At 65.6% G+C, this 21,696-nt stretch carries 22 protein-coding genes; 13 read left to right on the top strand and 9 right to left on the bottom strand.

The window, feature by feature from the left end; all coding sequences use genetic code 11:
• Nucleotides 1-71: 71 nt before the first annotated feature.
• The 6 genes from ACXI0U_RS30105 to ACXI0U_RS30080 all read left to right on the top strand — a co-directional run bounded on the left by ACXI0U_RS30105 (nt 72) and on the right by ACXI0U_RS30080 (nt 6,931).
• Nucleotides 72-1,637 carry a long-chain-fatty-acid--CoA ligase gene (locus ACXI0U_RS30105; RefSeq protein WP_431484104.1) on the top strand — a complete coding sequence of 522 codons (1,566 nt, stop codon included), beginning with the start codon at nt 72-74 and terminating at the stop codon, nt 1,635-1,637.
• Between the two features lie 66 nt (nt 1,638-1,703).
• Nucleotides 1,704-2,492 (top strand): crotonase/enoyl-CoA hydratase family protein, encoded by a 789-nt coding sequence (locus ACXI0U_RS30100; RefSeq protein ID WP_431484105.1) that lies wholly within the window; start codon nt 1,704-1,706, stop codon nt 2,490-2,492.
• Nucleotides 2,493-2,573: 81 nt separating this feature from the next.
• Nucleotides 2,574-3,359, top strand: coding sequence for an enoyl-CoA hydratase/isomerase family protein (locus tag ACXI0U_RS30095; protein ID WP_431484106.1), 786 nt, complete (start codon nt 2,574-2,576; stop codon nt 3,357-3,359).
• Between the two features lie 9 nt (nt 3,360-3,368).
• On the top strand, nt 3,369-5,141 hold the full coding sequence (locus tag ACXI0U_RS30090) for an acyl-CoA dehydrogenase family protein (RefSeq protein ID WP_431484107.1): 1,773 nt from the start codon (nt 3,369-3,371) through the stop codon (nt 5,139-5,141).
• A gap of 11 nt (nt 5,142-5,152) precedes the next feature.
• On the top strand, nt 5,153-5,932 hold the full coding sequence (locus ACXI0U_RS30085) for an SDR family oxidoreductase (protein WP_431484108.1): 780 nt from the start codon (nt 5,153-5,155) through the stop codon (nt 5,930-5,932).
• A 186-nt stretch (nt 5,933-6,118) separates the two neighbouring features.
• Entirely contained in the window at nt 6,119-6,931 is an 813-nt protein-coding gene (locus tag ACXI0U_RS30080) for a crotonase/enoyl-CoA hydratase family protein (protein WP_431484109.1), read from the top strand.
• 66 nt (nt 6,932-6,997) lie between these two features.
• Here ACXI0U_RS30080 and ACXI0U_RS30075 read toward each other — a convergent pair whose 3' ends face one another.
• On the bottom strand, nt 6,998-9,193 hold the full coding sequence (locus ACXI0U_RS30075) for an OsmC domain/YcaO domain-containing protein (RefSeq protein ID WP_374980636.1): 2,196 nt from the start codon (nt 9,191-9,193) through the stop codon (nt 6,998-7,000).
• 389 nt (nt 9,194-9,582) lie between these two features.
• On the opposite strand from ACXI0U_RS30075, the gene cobF reads away from it, so the two are divergent.
• Both cobF and ACXI0U_RS30065 read left to right on the top strand, forming a co-directional pair.
• Nucleotides 9,583-10,350, top strand: coding sequence for a precorrin-6A synthase (deacetylating) (gene cobF / locus ACXI0U_RS30070; RefSeq protein ID WP_479551282.1), 768 nt, complete (start codon nt 9,583-9,585; stop codon nt 10,348-10,350).
• Nucleotides 10,351-10,518: 168 nt separating this feature from the next.
• Entirely contained in the window at nt 10,519-11,691 is a 1,173-nt protein-coding gene (locus tag ACXI0U_RS30065; protein ID WP_021220097.1) for a hydroxymethylglutaryl-CoA reductase, read from the top strand.
• On the opposite strand, the gene ACXI0U_RS30060 is transcribed toward ACXI0U_RS30065, so the two are convergent.
• Entirely contained in the window at nt 11,692-12,192 is a 501-nt protein-coding gene (locus tag ACXI0U_RS30060) for a hypothetical protein (protein ID WP_043242142.1), read from the bottom strand.
• A 152-nt stretch (nt 12,193-12,344) separates the two neighbouring features.
• Here ACXI0U_RS30060 and ACXI0U_RS30055 point away from each other — a divergent pair, with 152 nt between their 5' ends.
• The 3 genes from ACXI0U_RS30055 (at nt 12,345) to ACXI0U_RS30045 (ending at nt 14,322) form a co-directional block, all read left to right on the top strand.
• On the top strand, nt 12,345-13,232 hold the full coding sequence (locus ACXI0U_RS30055) for an AraC family transcriptional regulator (RefSeq protein ID WP_479551281.1): 888 nt from the start codon (nt 12,345-12,347) through the stop codon (nt 13,230-13,232).
• A 176-nt stretch (nt 13,233-13,408) separates the two neighbouring features.
• On the top strand, nt 13,409-13,831 hold the full coding sequence (locus tag ACXI0U_RS30050) for a GNAT family N-acetyltransferase (protein ID WP_021220100.1): 423 nt from the start codon (nt 13,409-13,411) through the stop codon (nt 13,829-13,831).
• Between the two features lie 80 nt (nt 13,832-13,911).
• Nucleotides 13,912-14,322, top strand: a complete 411-nt coding sequence (locus ACXI0U_RS30045) for a hypothetical protein (RefSeq protein WP_148304219.1) — start codon at nt 13,912-13,914, stop codon at nt 14,320-14,322.
• Between the two features lie 4 nt (nt 14,323-14,326).
• On the opposite strand, the gene ACXI0U_RS30040 is transcribed toward ACXI0U_RS30045, so the two are convergent.
• Both ACXI0U_RS30040 and ACXI0U_RS30035 read right to left on the bottom strand, forming a co-directional pair.
• A complete protein-coding gene (locus ACXI0U_RS30040; RefSeq protein ID WP_479551280.1) occupies nt 14,327-14,788 on the bottom strand; it encodes a MaoC family dehydratase in 462 nt (153 codons plus the stop codon).
• Nucleotides 14,789-14,866: 78 nt separating this feature from the next.
• Nucleotides 14,867-15,262 (bottom strand): hypothetical protein, encoded by a 396-nt coding sequence (locus ACXI0U_RS30035; protein ID WP_431484113.1) that lies wholly within the window; start codon nt 15,260-15,262, stop codon nt 14,867-14,869.
• 144 nt (nt 15,263-15,406) lie between these two features.
• Here ACXI0U_RS30035 and ACXI0U_RS30030 point away from each other — a divergent pair, with 144 nt between their 5' ends.
• Complete coding sequence (locus tag ACXI0U_RS30030) at nt 15,407-15,604, top strand: hypothetical protein (RefSeq protein WP_431484114.1); 198 nt, start codon at nt 15,407-15,409, stop codon at nt 15,602-15,604.
• A gap of 58 nt (nt 15,605-15,662) precedes the next feature.
• On the opposite strand, the gene ACXI0U_RS30025 is transcribed toward ACXI0U_RS30030, so the two are convergent.
• From ACXI0U_RS30025 to ACXI0U_RS30005, 5 genes are all read right to left on the bottom strand, one after another.
• A complete protein-coding gene (locus tag ACXI0U_RS30025) occupies nt 15,663-15,953 on the bottom strand; it encodes a DUF7660 family protein (RefSeq protein WP_431484115.1) in 291 nt (96 codons plus the stop codon).
• Between the two features lie 132 nt (nt 15,954-16,085).
• Entirely contained in the window at nt 16,086-16,400 is a 315-nt protein-coding gene (locus tag ACXI0U_RS30020; RefSeq protein ID WP_169708413.1) for a hypothetical protein, read from the bottom strand.
• 145 nt (nt 16,401-16,545) lie between these two features.
• Nucleotides 16,546-16,869 (bottom strand): hypothetical protein, encoded by a 324-nt coding sequence (locus tag ACXI0U_RS30015; protein ID WP_431484116.1) that lies wholly within the window; start codon nt 16,867-16,869, stop codon nt 16,546-16,548.
• 127 nt (nt 16,870-16,996) lie between these two features.
• On the bottom strand, nt 16,997-17,950 hold the full coding sequence (locus ACXI0U_RS30010) for a FecR domain-containing protein (protein WP_043242146.1): 954 nt from the start codon (nt 17,948-17,950) through the stop codon (nt 16,997-16,999).
• On the bottom strand, nt 17,943-18,482 hold the full coding sequence (locus tag ACXI0U_RS30005) for a sigma-70 family RNA polymerase sigma factor (RefSeq protein ID WP_043242147.1): 540 nt from the start codon (nt 18,480-18,482) through the stop codon (nt 17,943-17,945). The genes ACXI0U_RS30010 and ACXI0U_RS30005 overlap by 8 nt, the downstream gene beginning before the upstream one ends.
• Nucleotides 18,483-18,741: 259 nt before the next feature.
• Between ACXI0U_RS30005 and ACXI0U_RS30000 the strand changes: the two genes are divergently transcribed.
• Nucleotides 18,742-21,588 (top strand): TonB-dependent receptor domain-containing protein, encoded by a 2,847-nt coding sequence (locus ACXI0U_RS30000; protein WP_479551307.1) that lies wholly within the window; start codon nt 18,742-18,744, stop codon nt 21,586-21,588.
• Nucleotides 21,589-21,696 lie beyond the last annotated feature (108 nt).

Genomic DNA, 21,696 nt, shown 5'->3' with positions numbered 1-21,696 from the left:
GAATTCCGGCCTGCCCTAGCATCGGTCCCCGAAAGCGCCCCCAAGAACAACAAGGCGCCCCAGGAGACCTTATGGCCGAGCAGTTGCTGGCCGATGTTGCACGCGTGACATCTGCCATTCCCGACGATCACACCGCCCTGGTATTCGGCGACAGAAGAACCCCGCTCAGCGAGCTGGATTCACGGGCCGATCAGGTTGCCAGTGGTCTGCTGGCCCTGGGGGCGAGCGCCCAGGAGCGCGTGGCGATCCTCGACCACAGCAGCGACCAGTTCTACGAACTGTGGATCGGCTGCGCCCGCGCCAACCTCGCCCTGGTGCCCCTCAACAGCCGGCTCGCCGCGGCCGAGATCGAACAGGTATTGGCGGATTGCCGGCCACGCATCCTCTTCGTCGGCGCGGCGTTCGCGGCATTGATCGAGCAGATCCGCCCCGGGCTGCCCTTCATCGAGCACTGCATCGTCATGGGGGCTGCCTACGCCGCGTGGCGGGATCGCCAGGCGGTGCTAGGCGCCGGGCCGGCCCTGGACGCGCGGGATGACTGCCTGCAGATCTACACCAGCGGCACTACGGGCCGGCCGAAAGGCGTACGCCTGAGCAGCGAGAGCCTCTTCAATGCGCCGCTGTCCGCGCTGGTTACCGGCGAGCGCAGCCCGTGCCGGCAGATCGACGGGGAGGATGTGATCCTGCTGTGCCTGCCCCATGCCCACGTGGCCGGCTCGATCCTCGGCATCTACGGCCTGGCCAGGGGCGCCCGGCTGATCATCGTCAGCGACTTCGTGCCGGCCGAAATCGTCGCGTTGATCGAGCGCGAGCAGGTCACCCTGACCCTGATGGTGCCGGTGATGGTGCGCGGCCTGATCGCCGCCATGGCCCACAGCGGCCGCACGTGCCCCAGCCTGCAGAAGATCCTCTACGGCGCCGCGCCGATGGCCACCTCGCTGCTGCAGGAAGCCATGGCCGCCTTGCCCCATACCGGCTTCGGGCAGATCTACGGGCTGACCGAAACCTCCGGGCCGATCACCTACCTGACGGCGGAAGACCACCAGGCGATCCTCGCGGGCGATACCGACCTGGCGCTGTCCTGCGGCCAGGTCACCGCCGGGGTCGAGTTGCGGGTCATCGACCCGGATGGCCAGCCGCTGCCGGCCGGTGGCATCGGCGAGATCACCTGCCGCTCCAGCCAGGTCATGAACGGCTACTGGCAGCGCGAGGAGGAGACCCGCGCGGCCATCCAGGACGGCTGGTTCCACACCGGCGACATGGGCTATCTCGACGGGCGTGGCTACCTGCATATCTACGACCGCAAGCGCGACATGATCATCACCGGTGGCGAGAATGTGTACCCCGCCGAGGTCGAGAACATCCTCTACAGCCACCCGGCCATCGCCGATGTCGCGGTGATCGGCGTCCCCGATCCGCAATGGGGCGAGGCGATCAAGGCCATCGCCGTGCTCAAACCCGGCGCCCGCCTCACGGCCGAGGAACTGATCGCCCACGCCAGGGGCCGGGTGGCGGGTTTCAAGCTGCCCAAGAGCGTCGACTTCGTGGCTGATCTGCCACGCAACGCCACCGGCAAGGTGCTGCGGCGCCTGGTGCGCGAACCTTACTGGCAGCACCACTCACGCGGAATCGCCTGATCCATGCCGGCTGCCCGCGTGGGCAGCCGGAACGCCCGATGCACCCAAGGAACCAAGGAAACCATCATGAGCGAAGAGAAAAAGGCCGGCGAAGTCCGCATGGTCGTCGAGGACCATATCGCCGTCATTGCCGTCGACAACGTTGCCAAGTTCAACGCCTTCTCCCCGGAGATGATCGAGCAACTGGCCGCGCACCTCACCACCGTCGACAACGATGACGACATCTGGGTCGCCGTGCTCTGCCCCGAGGGCGAGCACACCACCGCCGGCCTCGACATGCCGAGGTTCTTCGGCCCCGGCGCCACCGCCAAGCCGCTGCCCGAGGGCTGGGTCGACCCGTTCGGCCTGTACAAGCGCTGCACCAAGCCGGTGATCTCGGTCGTCCATGGCAAGACCTACACCGTGGGCATCGAGATGATGCTCGCCGGCGACATCGTCATCGCCGCCGACACCGCCACCTTCTGCCAGATGGAGTCCAAGCGCGGCATCGCCCCCCTCGGCGGCGCTCACTTCCGCTACCTCACCCGCACCGGCTGGGGCAATGCGATGTACCACCTGTTCCTCTGCGATGAGTTCGACGCCCAACGCGCGCTGGCCATCGGCTTCGTGCAGGAAGTGCACCCCTTAGGCCAGCACCGGGAGCGCGCCATGGAGATCGCCCGGCTGATCTGCAAGAACGCCCCCATCGGCCTGCGTGCCGCCAAGGCCGCCGCCCTAACCTACCTGCAGGACGGCGAGCAGGCCGCCATCGACTGCATCCCGCAGATCCAGAAGACCTGCTTCGCCTCGGAGGACTTCAAGGAGGGCCTGCGCTCCTTCGCCGAGCGCCGGCCCGCCGTTTTCAAAGGCCGCTGATTCCCCCTGCGCAACCCCCGCTGTCCGGCAGCGGGAACGCCTTCGGCTTGCCCGAACAAACCTGAACCTGGAGCTACGAACATGACCGTTAAATTCGAAATGGATGGTGCCCTGGCCATCGCCATCTTCTGCGGCGGGCCGATGAACCTGCTGACCAACCAATCCTTCCGTGGGCTGATGGAGGCCGTCGACCAGGCCATCGAAGCCAAGGCCCGCGCCTTCCTGACCCTGGCCGAGGGCGACCACTTCTGCGCTGGCGCCGACGTCATCAGCAACTTCACCGGCAGTGACGCCAACTTCGCCCGGCGCATGCTCAACCGCTCCATCCCGGAGATGCAGCGCTTTGAGAACCTGCCATTCCCCACTGTGGTGGCGGTGCGCGGCATGTGCCTGGGCGGCGGCTGCGAGATGGCGCAGATCCACGACATCATCTTCGCCGGTGAATCGGCCAACTTCGGCCAGGTCGAGGCGCGCATCGGCACCACCACCCTGTTGGGCGGCGCGCAACGCCTGGTCGCCCGGGTGGGCCTGGCTCGCGCCAAGGAGATGGTCTTCTCCGCCGGCATCTACGACGCCAAGACCATGCTGGAGTGGGGTCTGGTCAACCGCGTGATGCCCGACCCGGAAGTGGAGATGAAGGCCCGCGCCTATGCCGCCAAGCTCGCCAATGGCCCCACCGTTGCCTACGCCGCCTCCAAGCACCTGATCAACACCGCCGTGGCCCACGGCCTGACCGCCGCCGACCAGCGCCTGCTGGATTCCGCCCCGGCCACCTTCGCCACCCACGACATGATGGACGCGGTGGAACGCTTCACCCGTGAAGGCGCCGCGGTGCTGAACAAAGGCCTGACCTTCAAGGGCGAGTGAGGCGGCACCATGACGACCTATCGCGCGCCCGTGGGGGAATACCAGTTCCTCGCCGGCCATGTGCTGGCCAGGGAATACAACGGCGTCACCGGCGCTGACGAATCGGCGGAGACGCTGGGCAGCGTGCTCGACACCCTGGGCCGCTTCGTCGCCGATCGCCTGCTGCCGCTCGCCGGCCCAGCTGACCGGGAAGGTTGCACCGTTACCCCCGAAGGCGTCCGCGCCCCGGCCGGCTACCACGGCGTCTATGATGCTTTCGTCGCCGATGGCTGGGGCGCGTTGCACACCGCCGTGGAGGACGGCGGGCAGGGGCTGCCGCTGCCGTTCGGCTTCGCCTGCGACGAGCTGCTCAGCGCTGGCTCCATGTCCTTCGCCCTCTATGCGTCCATTCGCCTGGGTGTGTACGCGGTGTTGAAGGGCATCGGCTCCGAGTCCCTCAAGGCCACCTACCTGCAGAAGATCGGCAGCGGCGAATGGAACGGCACCATGTGCCTCACCGAGCCGCAGTGCGGTACCGACCTTTCGCTGCTGCGCACCACGGCGGTGGCGAGCGACGACGGCACCTATCGCCTGTCCGGGACCAAGATCTTCATCACCGGCGGCGACCACGACCTGACCCGCAACATCGTCCACCTGGTGCTCGCCCGCATCCAGGGGGCGCCGGCCGGGCTGGCGGGGCTGGGGCTGTTCATCGTGCCCAAGTTCCATGTCGGCGCCGACGGCAGCCTGGGCGAGCGCAACGGCGTGACCTGTCCGCGCGTCGAAGACAAGCTTGGCATCCACGCCTCGGCCACCGCCGAGCTGCTGTTCGACAACGCCAGGGGCTGGATAGTCGGTGCTCCAGGGGCTGGCCTGGCGGGCATGTTCAGCATGATGAAGCTGGCGCGCATCGGCACCGCGTTCCAGGCCATAGGCGTGGCGGAAATCGCCAGCCAGAACGCCATCGCCTATGCGCTGGAGCGTATCCAGGGGCGTGATTTGGTCGGTGGCGGCAAGGCACCGCTGCCCATCGCCGAACATCCCAATATCCGCCGCGAGATCGTGCGCATGCGCACGCTGACGGCCTCGGCGCGCATGCTGGCGTTCGTCACCGCCCTGGTGAACGAGCAGACCCAGGCGTCGGCTGACCCGGCCACCCGCATGCGCGCCCAGGTGGTGCTGCCGGTGCTGATGTCCGCCGCCAAGGCCATCAGCAGCGAGATCGGCGTGGAGGTCGCCACGGCGGCGATGCAGACCCACGGCGGCCACGGCTACATCAAAGACACGGGCATCGAAGTGCTGCTGCGCGATGTGCAGATCCTGCCCATCTACGAAGGCACCAACGATGTGCAGTCCCTCGACCTGGTGCTGCGTCGGCTGGACGACGGCCGCCACCAGGCCATCGACGCCACCCTGGCCTGGCTGCGTGAGCAGATCGCGGAATTGCCGGCCGCCGGGCCGCACCTTGATCACGTGTCGGGCACCCTCGCCGTGCTCGACCGTATCGACGGGGTGGTGACGCAGCTCAAGGCCGACCTCAAGAGCGCGCCCTTCGCCGCGCTGCAATGCGCCCGCGAGCTCCTCTGGCTGGTGGGGCACGGCGTCATGGCCACTTTGTGGCTGCGGGCGCTGGCGGCACTGGACGGCAGCGGCCTGCCCATCGACACGGCCGCGAAACACGCCCAAGCCCGGTTCTATTTCGCCTACCTGCTGCCGGATGCCGAGCTGCGTATCGCCCGCTTGGCAGCCGCCAGCGACATCGAGCAGGCCCTGAAGACCTACCCCCTGAACCTCAACTTTTGAGTGGAATCCCCATGACTTCGAAACATGCGCTGTTCGATGTAAGCGGCAAAGTCGCCCTGGTAACCGGCGGTACGCGCGGCATCGGCCTGATGATCGCCAAAGGCCTGGTGCAAGCCGGGGTCAAGACCTACGTGGTGTCCCGCAAGGCCGAGGCCTGCGCCGAAGCTGAAGCCGAGCTCAAGCAGTACGGCGAGGCGGTGGGCATCGCGGCGGACCTGTCCTCGGCGGAGCAGGCCAGCGCCTTCGCCGAGGCGTTCCTGCAGCGCGAGCCGCAGTTGCACATCCTGGTGAACAACGCCGGCGCCACCTGGGGCGCCAGGTTCGGCGAATTCCCGGAAAGCGGCTGGGACAAGATCATGGACATCAACCTGAAATCCCTGTTCTTCCTGACCCAGAAGCTCGGCCCCGCGCTGCAGGCCGCCGGCACCGACGAAGACCCGGCCCGGGTCATCAACATCGGCTCCATCGATGGCCTCACCAGCCCCGGCTACGGCAACTATTCCTACTCCGCCAGCAAGGCCGCGGTGCACCACCTGACCCGCCACCTGGCCGCCCACCTGGCGCGGGCCAACATCAACGTGAACGCCATCGCCCCCGGCCCGTTCGAGACGAAGATGACCGAGTTCATGCTCAAGGAGCACGCCGAGCAGATCATCCAGACCATCCCCCGGCGCCGTACCGGGCAGGCCTCGGATGTGGCCGGCACGGCGATCTTCCTGGCGTCGGCTGCGTCCGCCTACATCACCGGCACCGTCATCCCGCTGGACGGCGGCTACTCCACGACGCGCTGACGGGGTTCGCGGCATAACCCTGGCTTGTGTCTGCGCCGGTGCCCGTCCCGAGCACCGGCCTTTGGGTTGGCCGGTTTCCGGCCGGCCCTTTTTTGCCATGCCCGCCGCACCCAAACCGCCGGAGCGCGCTTACCATGAGCGGCGCAACGCCTACCCACCCTTCCAACCGAACGAGGACCTGCCGGCGTGACCCAGCCCGTGTGGAACCATGTAGACCTGAGCTATGACGGCGCCATCGCCACCGTGCGCCTGAACCGCCCCGACAAGCACAACTCGATCAGCACCCAGCTGTTGCTGGAGCTGATCGCCTGCGGCGAATTCCTCAAGCGCGACCGGGCCGTGCGCGCGGTGATCCTGGCCGGCAACGGCCCGTCCTTCTGCTCCGGCATGGACCTCAAGGACATCGTCACCGGCAGCCCGCTGAAGAAGATCATGGCCCTCGTGCCGTTGTGGAAGCCCAGCATGAACCGTTACCAGAAGGTCTCGCTGGTGTGGCGCTCGTTGAGCGTTCCGGTCATTGCCGCCATCCACGGCAACTGCTTCGGCGCCGGCCTGCAGATCGCCCTCGGTGCCGACATCCGCGTGGCCGCGCCCACCGCCCAGCTGTCCATCATGGAGTCCCAATGGGGCCTGGTTCCGGACATGGGCGGCACCGTGCTGTTGCGCGAGCTGCTGCCCAAGGACGTGGCGATGGAGCTGACGTTCTCCGGGCGCATCATCGACGCTACGCAGGCCCACCAGCTGGGCCTGGTCACCCACCTGGCCGATGACCCGCTGGCGCAGGCCCACGCGCTTTGCCTGGAGTTCGCCCAGCAATCGCCGGATGCACTGGCCGCCGCCAAGCACCTGCTGATCGGCGCCTGGAGCACCTCGGAGTCTGCTGCCCTGGGGCAGGAACGGTTGTGGCAGCGGCGGGTGATCGGCCGCAGGAACCAGGCCACCGCCGTGAAGCGCCGCTTGCAGAAATCCCAGGACGCGTACCGCGAGCGGACCTGGTGACGGGGGGAGGGGGCAGGTAGATACGGCCCCCGCCCGAGAAGGGGCGAGGGCCGCTGAGGGGGCTGGTTACTTGGCTGCTGCCTTGGCCCGCGCGGCGTGGAGCTTCTTGTAGCTCTCCACCAGGCGCTGGTGCCGGTCGAGGCCTTCCAGCTTCATGCTGGTGGGCGTCAGGCCGTAGAAGCGCACGCTGCCGTCCAGCGAGCCCAGCACCGCGTCCATGCGCGGGTTGCCGAACATGCGGCGGAAGTTGGCTTCGTAGTCGTCCATCTCCAGGTCGTCGTCCAGGGTCACTTCCAGCGCCGCGTTCAGGGCCTGGTAGAACAGCCCGCGCTCTACGGTGTTGTCGTTGTACTGCAGGAAGGCTTCCACCAGCTCCTTGGCGTCTTCGAATTTCTTCAGCGCCAGGTGGATCAGCAGTTTCAGCTCGAGGATGGTCAGCTGGCCCCAGACGGTGTTGTCGTCGAACTCGACGCCGATCAGCGTGGTGATGTCGGTGTAGTCGTCGACTTCGGTGTTGTTGAGGTTCTTCAGCAGGGACTTCAGGCCACGGTCGGGCAGGCTGTGCAGGTTGAGGATGTCCGCACGGAACAGCAGCGCCTTGTTGGTGTTGTCCCAGATCAGGTCCTCCACCGGGTAGATCTCCGAGTAGCCCGGCACCAGGATGCGACAGGCGTTGGCGCCGAGGTCGTCGTAGGTGGCCACGTACACTTCCTTGCCCATGTCCTCGAGGATGCCGAACAGGGTGGCGGCTTCCTCGGCGTTGCTGTCTTCGCCCTGGCCGGAGAAGTCCCACTCGACGAACTCGAAGTCGGCCGTGGCGCTGAAGAAGCGCCACGACACCACGCCGCTGGAGTCGATGAAGTGCTCGACGAAGTTGTTCGGCTCGGTCACCGCGTGGCCTTCGAAGGTCGGCTGCGGCAGGTCGTTGAGGCCTTCGAAGCTGCGGCCCTGGAGCAGCTCGGTGAGGCTGCGCTCCAGCGCCACTTCGAAGCTGGGGTGGGCGCCGAAGGAGGCGAATACGCCGCCGGTGCGCGGGTTCATCAGGGTGACGCACATCACCGGGAATTCACCGCCCAGGGAGGCGTCCTTCACCAGCACGGGGAAGCCTTGCTCTTCCAGCCCACGGATGCCGGCGAGGATGGAGGGGTACTTCTCCAGCACGGCTTGGGGTACGTCCGGCAGGGCCATCTCGCCTTCGAGGATTTCGCGCTTCACCGCGCGCTCGAAGATTTCCGACAGGCACTGCACCTGGGCTTCGACCAGGGTGTTGCCGGCGCTCATGCCGTTGCTGAGGTAGAGGTTCTCGATCAGGTTGGACGGGAAGTACACCGTCTCGCCATCCGACTGGCGCACGAAGGGCAGCGAGCAGATGCCGCGCACGGTGTTGCCGGAGTTGGTGTCGTACAGGTGCGAGCCGCGCAGTTCGCCGTCCGGGTTGTAGATTTCCAGGCAGTGGGCGTCGAGGATCTCGGCCGGCAGCGCGTCCTTCGGGCCCGGCTTGAACCAGCGCTCGTTGGGGTAGTGGACGAAGTCGGCGTTGGCGATGTCCTCGCCCCAGAACTGGTCGTTGTAGAAGAAGTTGCAGTTCAGCCGCTCGATGAACTCACCCAGTGCGGAGGCCAGGGCGCTTTCCTTGGTGGCGCCCTTGCCGTTGGTGAAGCACATCGGCGAGGCGGCGTCGCGGATGTGCAGCGACCAGACGTTGGGCACGATGTTACGCCAGGAGGCGATCTCGATCTTCATGCCCAGGCCGGCGAGGATGCCGGACATGTTGGCGATGGTTTCTTCCAGCGGCAGGTCCTTGCCGGCGATGTAGGTGCTCTGCTCGCTGCTGCTCGGGATCAGCAGGGCCTGGGCGTCGGCGTCGAGGTTCTCCACCTCTTCGATGATGAACTCGGGGCCCTGCTGCACCACCTTCTTCACGGTGCAGCGGTCGATGGAGCGGAGGATACCGAGGCGGTCCTTCTCGGAGATGTCCGCCGGCAGCTCGACCTGGATCTTGAAGATCTGCTGGTAGCGGTTTTCCGGGTCGACGATGTTGTTCTGCGACAGCCGGATGTTCTCGGTGGGGATGTTGCGCGTCTGGCAGTACAGCTTCACGAAGTACGCCGCGCACAGGGCCGAGGAGGCCAGGAAGTAGTCGAACGGCCCCGGTGCCGAACCGTCGCCCTTGTAGCGGATCGGTTGGTCGGCGATGACCGTGAAGTCGTCGAACTTGGCTTCGAGACGAAGGTTGTCGAGAAAGTTGACCTTGATTTCCATGCGGGGGTACCAGCGTAAAAAGTGGAGCGATGAAGGGGGGCGCACTGAGCAGCCGGGACGATCGGCCCCGTCGGCAACGCGCGTGGCCAGGCCAGGGCGTGCAGGTTCCAGCAGAGGGAGCGGGGCGGGATCGGGCTGCGCAGGGCGTGCATGGAAGCGGTCCTGTGACCGGCATTCGATGCCGCAGTGGGTTCGCCGGCGGGAAGGATAGGGGAATTGGCGGCCAGTGCCCAGGCTGACCTGCCCGGATGCAGCCATTACCCGACCGTGGCGACGGCCGGTGTCGGGCTGGCGCGGGGGCTTGCAGGCCCTGGGAACGGGCTGCGCCTCTTTCATCACCACCGCCTTTGCGCTCACCATGGCGGCCTGTGAACGGGCGAGGAGCCGCCATGAAGAAACTACTGGTCATCGGCATCGGGGCGGGCGACCCCGACTACATCACCCTGCAGGCCGTGAAGGCGCTCAACCAGGTCGATGTGTTCTTCATCCTCGACAAGGGCAGCAGCAAGGACAAGCTCATCCACCTGCGCCGGGAGATCTGCGAGCGCTACATCAGCGGGCGCGACTACCGCTTCGTCGAGGCGGGCAGCCCCGAGCGCGAGCGCGGCGGCGAGTACGACGCGGCCGTCAAGGACCTGAACCTGGCCAAGCAGCAGGTGTTCGAGCGGCTGATCGGCGAGGAGCTGGGAGAGGGGGAATGCGGCGCCTTCCTGGTCTGGGGCGACCCGTCGCTCTACGACAGCACCCTGCGCATCCTGCAGGCGATCCTCCGGGACGGGCGGCTGGCGTTCGAGTACGAGGTCATCCCCGGCATCAGCAGCATCCAGGCGCTGGCGGCCCGTCACAAGGTGCCGCTGAACCGCATCGGCCGGTCCATCGAGATCACCACCGGCCGGCGCCTCGCCGAGGGCTTCCCCAGTAACGTCGACAGCGTGGTGGTGATGCTCGACGCGGAAGACACCTACACCCGCCTCGACGCCCCCGACCTGTACATCTACTGGGGCGCCTACGTGGGCACGCCGGATGAAATCCTCATCGCCGGCAAGCTCAAGGACGTGGCCGCCGACATCGCCCGCACCCGCCAGCAGGCGCGCGAGGCCAACGGCTGGATAATGGACACCTACCTGCTGCGCCGGGGGGATGACGAAGGGGTGTGAGGCGCGGCCCTCCATCCGTGGTTCTGGCGCCAGCGGCCATCATCACTAAGATTGACGCGTTGGATCACCTGATTGGCGTGATCGGTCATGCCGGCTCCGGCGCCCTTGGGCACACTCGGGGCAACGGATTTCACCCAGGGCGATCCGCCCGACCATCAGGAGAGCACGATGTCCAGAGGCGCCCCGATTCCCCGCAACCCCGAGAACGATTACTCCAACGAGCAGGCCGGCGTGCGCCGCGACTTCATCAAGGCGCAGACCGGCGCCGCGCTGGATGTGGTGGGCCAGTACGCCATCGACCCGGCCGTCACCCAGGGCAATATCGAGAACTTCATCGGCGTGGTGCAGATGCCCCTGGGGCTGGCCGGCCCGCTGCGCATCGAGGGCGAGCACGCGCGCGGCGACTTCTACGTGCCCATGGCCACCACCGAAGGCACCTTGCTGGCCAGCTACAGCCGGGGCATGCGCGCCATCAGCGCTTCCGGCGGGGTGAAGACCACGGTGGTCAAGCACTCCATGCAGCGGGCGCCGGTGTTCATGTTCGAGGATGCCTTGCAGGCCCGTGAGTTCGGCGTCTGGCTGGTGCGCGAGTTCGAGGCGATCAAGGCGGCCAGCGAAACCACCACCCGCAGCGGCAAGCTGTTCGAGATCGAGCAGTACCCGGTGGCCAACATGCTCTACACCCGCTTCTGCTACACCACCGGCGATGCCGCCGGGCAGAACATGACCAGCAAGGCCACCTACGCCGCCTGCGAGTGGATCAAGGCCAACCACCCGCTGCAGCCACGCTACATCCTCTCCGGCGCCATCGATACCGACAAGAAGCACTCGGCGATGAACATGATCCAGACCCGTGGCAAACGGGTGATCGCCGAGTTCACCCTCAAGCGCGAGGTGGCCCACGAGCTGCTGCGCGTCGACCCCGCCAACCTCTACCGCTACCGGCAGATCGCCGCCGTGGGCGCCTTCCAGGCCGGCTCGGCGTACAGCGGCGCGCACTCGGCCAATGGCCTGGCGGCGCTGTACATCGCCACCGGGCAGGACGCGGCCAACGTCGCCGAATCCCACGGCGGCATCACCTACGGCCAGTTGCTGGACAACGGCGACTACTACTGGTCGGTGACCTTGCCCGCGGTCATCTGCGCCACCCACGGCGGTGGCACCGGCCTGCCGACCCAGCGCGAATGCCTGGAACTGCTGGGCTGCTACGGAACCGGCAAGGCGGACAAGCTGGCGGAGATCATCGCTGCGGTGGTGCTGGCGGGGGACGTGTCGCTGACCTCGGCCATATTGGCCGGTGACTGGGTCAGCAGCCACGAGGCGCTGGGGCGCAACCGCTGATCAGGCGTTGCCGGGCGTGCCGAGCCGCGCGCCCTGCCGGCGCAGGTAGACGACCTGCGCCGTCACGCCGAGAACCAGCGCCAGCAGCAGGCTGCCCTGGGCGCCCACCAGCAATGGCGCGTGCAGGTCGGTCACCAGCGGGTGGCCATCCGGCACGCGGCGCAGCACCTCGGTGACGGTGGGCAGCATCAGCAGGAACGCCGTCAGGCTCAGCAGGATGGTTTCCAGGTACACCCGCGCGCGGCCCAGTGCGCCTATCCGCCCAACCCCGTAGCCGACGACCAGCAGCACCAGGGTGACCACCGCGATGGCGTTGCTCACCGGTTGCCGCGCAACCAGGAACACCGTGCCCGCACCCAGCAGCATCGAGACGAAGTAGCCCAGGCCCGCCCCGGAGCGCGGCACGATGCGGCCATGCCGCGCGAACATATAGAGCGCCAGTGGAATGGCCGGCAGGCTGCCCAGGGTGTGCAGCCAGCCGAGGGGGGAGATTCCGAACATTCGCTGTTTCCTTCTGGTTGGACGATCGGCATAGCCGCTGCTGCCGGTCACGGTGCCGCAACGCTTCTGCAGCGCTATACCGGGGCGCTATGATTCAGGCCCCAGGTTATTCAACACGCGACCAGCTCGACATGACGGATTCACTGGAAAACTTGACCATTCTTCCGGAAATGCAGCTGGAGGGTCTCGCCACCGGGGATCTGCTCTCCCAGGTGCTGGCGCAGATCCGCCTGACCGGCGACCGCGTCTATTCCTCCGCGCCGGGCAGCGGGGAGCGCCTGCTGCTGGACAGCAACAGCGCCCACATCTGCGTGCTGCAACAGGGGCGCCTGCACATCCGCTGCACCAGCCAGCCGGCGGTGACGGTGGAGCAGGGCGACATCCTCCTGCTGCCCCACGACCCGTCGGGGTTGAGCATCACCGCAATCAATGGGCCGGCGACCGTGGTCATCTGCCGCTTCTGGTTCGACGCCGGCAGCTTCCAGGCCATGCTCTTCGCCCTGCCGGGGCTGATCCACATTCGCCAGACGGACGCGGCGGCCTGGTCCGAGGGGCTGATGCACTTCATGCTGCTGGAAGCCCATGACGTCCAGCCCGGCGGCGCCTTGATGATCTCGCGCCTGATCGACCTCACCGTCATCCGCATCCTGCGCACCTGGGTGCAGCAGGGCGCTGCCTCCGGCTGGCTGGGCGGCCTCGCCGACGCGCGCATCGCCCGGGTGCTGCGGGCCATTCACGAGCAGCCCGGGCAGCAATGGCGCATCGACGCCCTCGCCGAGCTGGCCGGCATGTCGCGCTCCAGCTTCTGCGAGCGCTTCAGCGTGCTGGTGGGGCGTTCGCCCTTGCGCTACCAGAACGAATGGCGGCTGACCCTGGCGAAAACCATGCTGGCCCGGCACGACAGCCGCATCGGCGAGATCGGCTTTGCCATCGGCTACGAATCCGAAGCCGCCTTCAGCCGCGCCTACAAAGCCTTCTTCGGCCGCTCGCCGCGGGATGACCTGAATGCGCGGGGTGGGGCGGAGGGGAAGGACGCCTAGTCGCTCGGCAACTGCGCATCAGCGATGCCAATGGGCGGCCTATTCATCGTGCCGTCGCTGTACTGTCGGCCACACGAGGGGAAAGGTTCGCCAGCCATTCGATGAGGCGCTTCTATCCATGGCCGGCGGCCATCTGGCTTACTAGCCCTACCTCGAACTCAACCAGGGTGACTCGATTGACTGACTATTCCTGCCTGCTGGAGACGCCATCCGTTCAGGTCTACCAGGCTCTGCGCACCGGCTCCGGCCTCAGCGGCAAGACCGATGAAGCCGCGGTGCGGGGGCTGCCCAATACGCTATTCGCCGTGCAGATTCTCCACCAGTCGCAACCTGTGGGAATGGGGCGGGTGATCGGCGACGGCGGGTGCTTCTTTCAGGTCGTGGACATCGCCGTGCTCAAGGCGCACCAAGGCAAGGGCCTGGGCAAACGCATCATGGGCGAGATCCTCAAGTACATCGAAGCCAATGTTCCGGAAAGCGGCTACGTCAGCCTCATTGCGGATGGCCAGGCACAGGACCTCTACGCGCAGTTCGGCTTCGTGCATACCGCGCCGCGCTCGGTGGGGATGGCGTATAGGCGACCAGGGGAGGGGGCTTGATCGGTAGCTCGAAAGAGCCCCTCAAGCCGAGTTACATTCACGCCCTTCAGCTAGAGAAGGGCGTCCCGATGCACGTTCCGATGATCAATCTACTTAACGAGGTGCTGCGCTCGAGCGCCTTTCGGCTTCTGGCCGCCGTATTGCTGGCCAGCGGCATGGGCACTGCCGGGTTGGCTCTCGCGGCGACTCCGGCCCCCGTTGCTGAAAGCACCTACCTCGACTATTCCGAGGCTGATCAGCCCGAACTCTATGCGCTGTGGGGGAAGGAAGGCATAGAGCGCATCAAGGTGATGGAGCGCAAGGCCGTTGCCCATGTCGCCTTGTCGCCCGCCTGCAATCGCATCATCACCGTCGAACCCAAGAGCGCGAAAAGCACCCCGCCCACGGTGGTGGTGGTTTCGGTCGTCTGCGACAACGGCAACAGGTTCTACGTAGGGGAGAGTGAACTGAGGAAGGCGCCGGGCGAGCTGACCTACGAGAAGCTCTTCTAGCGGCTCAGCCTTCCTTCCTGAAACACAGCACCTTGGTGACCATGCGTTGCAGCACCTGCTCCTGCTGATTAGAGGTGATGCACTCGAGGATGACGATGCCCCGGTCTGCCTTGGAGCGGGAGGGGATGATCTCGATGATCGTGCTGGTGACCTTGAGCACATCGCCGGGGCGAGTGGGCTGGGGCCAGGAAACCTCCGCACCGGCACCGATCACGCCCTTGGCGAAGTGCATGCTCTTGACGATAAGGCGCATGGTGAGGGCGGTGGTGTGCCAGCCACTCGCGGCCAGGCCCTGGAAGAAGCTGCCTTGCGTCGCCTCGGCATCCAGGTGGAACGGCTGCGGGTCGAACTGCGAGGCGAACTGGACGATCTGCTCGGCATCCAGCGCGTGGGTGCCGCTGGTGAATTGGTCACCCACCGCCAGGTCGTCCAGGTAGAGCGGTTTGGGCCTGTTCGCTGCGTCCATCGTCATGTCCTCGGTTCAGTGGCGCTCAACGGTGTGTTGGCTGTCCGTGGCGGTCATCAATAAGTCTTCGATAGGCTCTCAGCGAGGGGGCGCCATTGGCTCCATAACGCTTGCATCACATCGAGGGCAATGCTCGACATACCCGCTCCCATGAGTTCGCAAATGATCGCGAAGATCAGAAGGCCAGGGCATCGTTGAGTCTTGCACATCGTTGAGGTTGAGCACGGCGACCCAAGCGCCCGCACGACCCGCCGGATCAGTCAACTGATCGTCGAAATGCGCGAAAGCTTCGCATTGGATGTCGCCAGGCTCAAAAAGCAAAAGTGGCATTCCCTCTGTTAAGCGAATGCCTTGCTGGGCCAGGCTCTGGAGGGTTCCATAACCTGTGATGGGCATTTCGACCTCTGACGTGCCCTCCCTCTTCTTCGCGCACAGAGCGGCATTGAAGTCTGCATAAATGCAGGGAGTCGTCATGAATGCATCCTGGCAAGTGTGGGGGAACAGAGGGGCTCGGACTTTCCGCGCTTTGCGCGGCACAGCATTCCTTGCCCATGCGTAGCTCCGGAAGACTCTGGGTGTAGGCGAGGTGCGGGGCATGGAGAGAAAATCGAACCCGGCATGTCTTTCGCGCACGTTATCGATGCATCAGAAACCTGTCCATTCCATAAGTACATCGAAGCCAATGTTCCGGAAAGCGGCTACGTCAGCCTTATTGCGGATGGCCAGGCACAGGATCTGTACGCGCAATTCGGCTTCGTGCATACCGCACCGCGCTCGGTGGGGATGGCGTATAGGCGGCCGGAGCAGGATTCCTGATCGGCAATAGCGCCGGGGGATTCAGTGTTCGCCATGAGTCGCGCGCCTGGTTGGGCGGTCACTCATAGATTTTTCCGCAGTAAAGAAAGGCAGCGAATTGCTGCCACGGATTGGCTGAGGAAAGGCCCTGGGCCACGCCAAAATCACTGTCCTCAGCCCAAGCAATTGCGCCTTCAAGAAATGACTCGATCGAGGTGTTTTCCCAGCCATGTGCATCAGGCCCATAGGCTGAGCTGGGATCTATCTTTTCCTGGGCAACTGATGCAGCACGATCTGCTGCCAATGCGCGTGCGAAGACCAGGAAGGTCTCAATATCCTTGACTTGATCAAGCAGTTCGCTGACATCCACTGTTTAGCATCCGAGTTTGAGTAGGCGACACACGCAAGGTTGGCTATGTTGCCATAACCTCTTAAAGGTGAAGTTGCTTTGCCCGCTGCATTGAAGTCCAGCTCTCTTGAGATTGCTCTCGATTCCGCTTTTTCATGAACGCCATGTATCAACGCTAGAAAAAAGAATGGCCAGGGTTTCTGGGTGTAGAACGAAGCTATAGGTTTTCCCAAAGCCAGAAAGCGGTTCTGGCTTTCGAGCTGAGGTCCAGTAGATAACCATCAGGACAGACTCGGTATCCGCTAGTGGAAGTGGGATAGGGACCTTTTTGACAAAGCTCTTTGCTGCGTAGAAAACATCGCTTTCGCAGTATGTCCAAGCGCTGGCCTCCTGATACAAGGGGTGCTGCTGCACTGCTGCAAGAGCATCCAGCTTGACGGGCTCAGGCACATTGGTAGGTATGCTCACTTCTGCTTGATCCTGCGTTGAGTACACGATGCCTGCATGTGCGTTAGTGCTCCAACTAAGTGCTGCATGGGCTCAGGTGCTGAAGTGCTAATGAACACCTGGATGCTGGAATCACTGCTGCTCGAACTGCGCTTCCTGAGGCGTCTTAAGCAAGCCCGTTTACTGCCGATGCCTCTGACGCTTGGCGATGGTAGGTCGCCAACAACACCAGCCCTATGAGCGGTACCGCCCACGAGAACAAACAGGCAAAGATCGCTCTTACGATCGAGCCTTTAAGGGCGTATGAAAAGACGCCGGCCAGCGGGCCTTGGACAATCACCAGCAGTAGCATGGTGTAGAAGGCTGGCTTTCCGATTGATTCGGGCTGGGTATAGAAGATCGCGAGGAGCCCGGATATCAGCAGCAGTGCTATGGAGATCAGCGCGAGTGCTTTGAGCGTGGCGTGAGGCTTGCTGGTTGTTGCATTCATCTGCAGTGCATTCCCTTGACTGGTTCCAGAGCTGAGCCTGCGGAAAATAGCTGAGCAGATAGCACGATGTCATCAGGAAAATGGGAGCCCTCGCTGGCGTTCCTCGGCGTCAGGCTTCCCACTCAATTCAACGCCCAATAACGACTCCATTCGCCCCCGCCTGAACCCGCAACCCATGACTCTTGGCCAGCATCGCCAGCGCCAATGGCAGGTCGTCGAGGGGGAAGGTGCCGGAGACGCGCAGGTTCGCCAGGGCCGGGTCGCAGGTGAGGCTTTGGGTGCTGTAGCGCATCAGTTCCTGGGCCCATTGCTGCAGGGGCATGTCGTCCGCCACCAGCAGGCCGTTGCGCCAGGCGATGGAGGTGTCGCGGGCCGTTTCGAGGGGGCCGAACCGGTCGCGGCCGAAGCGTACTTGCTGCCCGGCGCGGATAGTTTGTTCCTGCGCGGCGCCGGCGAGTTGCACCCGTACGGCGCCTTCGTAGACGGCGAGCAGGGTTTCCTGGGGGAGCTGGCGCACGCTGAAGCGGGTGCCCAGTGCCTGCATGAGGCCGTGTTCGCTCTGCACCCGTAGCGGGCGAGGAGGGGCATGCCGGTCCGCCGCCGTGGCGATGTAGAGCTCGCCGTGGCGCAGGTGCAGCAGGCGCTGTTCGGCGGTGAAGCGCACGGCCAGGGCGGTGTCGCTGTTGAGCGAAACCTGGGTGCCGTCTTCCAGCACCAGGTCCCGGCGTTCGCCCAGGGCGGTGAGGTAGTCGATGCCCGCGCTGCTGCGCTGCCATACCCACCAACCCAGTGGCGCGGCCCCCATGAGCACGAGCAAACCGCGCAGGACAGTGCGGCGGCTGGCGGCCGGGCGGTCGAGGGTTTGCCTGGCCAGTGCCGGCGGCAGGGTGCCGAGGCGGGCGAGCAGGCTTTGCGCGCGCTTCCAGGCCCGTTCGTGTTCCGGGGCGAGGTGCCGCCAGCGTTCCAGTTCGGCCTGTTGCGCAGGGCTCAGCGGCCCTTCCTGCATCAACAGCAGCCAGGAGGCGGCTTGGGCGAGTACGGCCTGGGTGATGGGTTCGCCATTGGCGCTGGCGTCATGCATCGGGCATCTGGCTCAGGCAGGCCACGTAGCCCTCGTGGATGTACTTCTTCACGGTGGGCAGGGCGATGCCGAGGGCCTGGGCGATGTCTTTCTGCTTCATGCCGTCCAGGGTCGCCATGAGGAAGGCCTGCCGAACCCGTGGGCGCAGGGCGTCGAGGAGGGCGTCGATCTCATGCAGGGTTTCGAGGATGACGCTCTGCTGCTCGGGCGACGGGTGCTCTGGCTCGGGCAGCAGTAGCAGCGCTTCGATCCAGGCCTGCTCCAGCGAATTGCGCCGCCGCCAGCTGACCAGCACGCAGTTGGCGATACGGGTGAGGTAGGCCCTGGGCTGGCGGATGGCTTCGGGTTGGTTCGCCTCCCGGCTGACCAGCACGCGCAGGAATACGTCCTGGGCCAGGTCGTCGGCCACGCCGCGCCCCCAGGACCTGAGCCGGTACGTCAGCCAGGTGCGCAGCCAGGCGTGGTTCTCGACGTAGAGCGTCGTGAGGGCGCAGCGATCGGTGAGCAGGGGCGGGGCGTCGAGGGGGTTCATCGTGAGCTGAATCGGCAGGCGGTTGTCGCAAATGAAAACAATTATCACTAAAATCTTTTGCGCCACAAGCCCAAATGAAAATACGAATATTCCGCATATACCTTTTTTGATCTCGTGCGACAGAGGGAGTGAGAGCCCGCATCGAGTGCCGGGCACACACCCTACGAGCGAGAGAAGCATGCCCGCAGTACACCGGCTTTCCCCTGTTCCGCGCCCCCCGCAACGCCTGTCCCCGGTCGCCCTGGCCATGGGCTTCGCCATGATCGGCTGCCTGCTGGCGAGCGGTGTGCCCGTGAGTGCCCACGCCGCCGGCACCACGGCGACCACCGCCACCCGGCTGGACGATGCCACGCCCCGTGACTACGACATCGCCCAGGGGCCGCTGGGCACGGTGCTTGGCCGCTTTGCCAGCCAGTCCGGCCTGCTGCTGTCCTATGACGCCGAGCTGACACGTGGCCATACCGCACCGTCGCTCAAGGGGCGCTACACCGTGCTCGAAGGCGCCCAGCGCCTGCTGCAGGGCTCCGGCTTGCAGCTGCTGCCGAGTTCTCCTGGTACCTATGTGCTCGTGCCCCAAGGCACGGAGCCGAAGGCCGCGCTGGAGCTGACGCCCACCATGGTTGGCGCCACCCGCCTGGATGAGCAGGACACCTACCGCGCGCCCCGTTCCTCGGTGCGCCTCTCGCGGGAGGACATGGACCGCTTCGGCACGGTGTCGGTGGGTGACACGCTCAAGGGTGTGGCGGGCGTGCAGGTGGGTGACAGCCGCAACGGCGGTGCGCTGGACGTGAACATCCGTGGCATCCAGGGGCAGAGCCGCGTCGCGGTGCGGGTCGACGGCTCGGAGCAGGCTCTGGATGTCTACCGGGGCTACGGCGGCACCCAGCAGCGCAGCTACATCGACCCGGACCTGCTCAGCAGCGTGACCGTGAACAAGGGCCCCAGCCTGCGCTCGGGGGCCATCGGTGGTGCGGTGGAGATGACCACCCTCGGCGTGGACGACATCCTGGTGGACGGCAAGGACGTCGGCGTGCGCTTCACCGGCAACCTGTGGAACAACGGCGTCGAACCCGCCCACCGCAGCCGCCATTCGAAGGACGAGGAACTGAGCACCGTGCCGCGTGACGACCGGGCCAGCCTGTTCGGTTCGGCGGCCGAATCCGGCAGCGCCGCTTTCGCCTACAGCCATGAGCGTTTCGATCTGGTCGCCGCCTATGCCCATCGCAACCAGGGCAACTACTTCTCGGGCAAGCACGGGCAGGAGCGCTATCGCCTCTACGACCGCTGGGGTGACGAGCAGGCCAGCGTGGCCAACACCTACGAGCCGGGCGAGGAGGTGCTCAACTCCTCGGCGGAGACGGATTCCTACCTGTTCAAGACCACCTGGCGCCTGGCCGACGAGCACACCCTGGACCTGGGCTACCGGCGCTTCGACGGCAACATGGGCGAGATCATGCCGTCGGACATCTTCCGCTACGGCACCGCCGGCATCTATCAGTACCCCACCAGCGAAGTGAAGATCGACGGCTACACCGCGCGCTACCACTACCTGCCCGAGGGCAACCCGCTGGTGGACCTCACCGGCAACCTGTGGATGACCGACTCGAAGACCAGCACCCTGAGCGCGGCCTGGATGGCGCCGAAATCCCAGCTGTTCCGCACCGACCGCAGCTGGGCCCGCCAGGACAACCGGCGCATCGGCGGCGACCTCAACAACATCTCGCGCTTCGCCACCCGCCACGGCGATTTCACCCTCGACCTGGGCGGCGGCTTCCAGCTCGAAGACCTGCAACCGCAGAAGAGCGTGGTCACCACCCAGCACGACATCAACGCCAACCGTGGCCTGCGGGATGCCTCGCGCCAGGAGTTCAGCTTCAACGGCAAGCTGGAATACCTGCCCATCGAGGAGGTCACGCTCTGGGGCGGCGGCCGCTACAGCCATTACCGCACCAAGGACAACACCCTGCTGGCCGAGGCCCGGCGGCAGGACCGGCAGATGCGCTGGATCACCGTAAGCAGCCCCACGAGCTGGGGCAGCATGATGTGGTTCCCGGACGAAAACGGGCAGTACACCGACGCTACCGACCCGCGCCTGAACAACGGCATCGTCTTCGGCAACAGCAACGAGCCGTTCAATGGCGTGCCGTTCAACGAATCTGGCGCCACCAACGTGACCGTGCACCCGGAAGGCGTCAGCAACGTGGTCACTGGCTACGACTACACCCCCCAGCGCGGCAGCAGCGGCGGTGGTTTCTCGCCGGCCTTCGGCATCAATGTCGAGTTCCTGCCCGACACCTTCGTCTACGCCTCCTACACCCAGGGCCTGCGCCTGCCGTCGCTGTTCGAAACCAGCCAGGGCACCCAGCAGGTGACGCCGGGCAAGCACCTCAAGCCCGAGCGCTCGCGCAGCTGGGAAGTGGGCGTCAGTGCGCTGCGCAGCGACCTGCTGGTGGGCGGCGACTCGGCCTCGGCCAAGCTGGCGTACTTCGACAACGACATCCGCAACTACATCACCCGTTACTACGACCCGAGCCCGGGCCTGTGGGGGCAGATGACCTTCAGCAACACCGACAGCTACAGCACCCGGGGCCTGGAGCTGCAATCGCACTACGACGCCGGGCGCGTGTTCGCCGACCTCTCGGCCACCTACTACCTGAAGACCGAAACCTGCGACGCGGCCTTCGCCGCCAAGCTGCGCGCCTCCGCCAACCCGTACCAGCCCACGCAGGACACGCCTGACTGCACGCCGGGCAGCTACATGGGCTCGTACACCAACACCCAGAACCCGCCGCGCTACTCGGCCAACCTGCTCGCCGGGCTGCGCTTCTTCGACGAGGCCCTGACCGTGGGCGGGCGCATGACCTACAGCTCCGGCCCCACCGCGCAGATGGACAAGCCCTGGCAGACCGGCGCCACCACCCCGCAGATCGACTACCGCTCGGTGACGCTCCTCGACCTGTTCCTCAAGTACCAGCTGTTGGAGCACACCGAGATGAATGTCTCGGTGCAGAACCTCACCGACCGTTACTACCTCGACCCGCTGGCGCAGAGCTTCATGCCGGCGCCGGGGCGCACCTGGCGGGTGGGGCTGCAGACGCGGTTCTGAGTGGGGGCTATCTGCCTGGCTGTGCCCAGTGCCCGCTTCTGGCCTGAAGCGGGTGCTGGTGGTGGGCCGCTATCGGCCAGAAGAGGCTCAGCAGGCGGCCTGAACGAT

Source organism: Pseudomonas sp. C9D1, assembly GCF_056491235.1.
The sequence above is the reverse complement of the archived record's forward strand: the minus strand, read 5'-3'. Positions and strand labels throughout refer to the sequence as shown.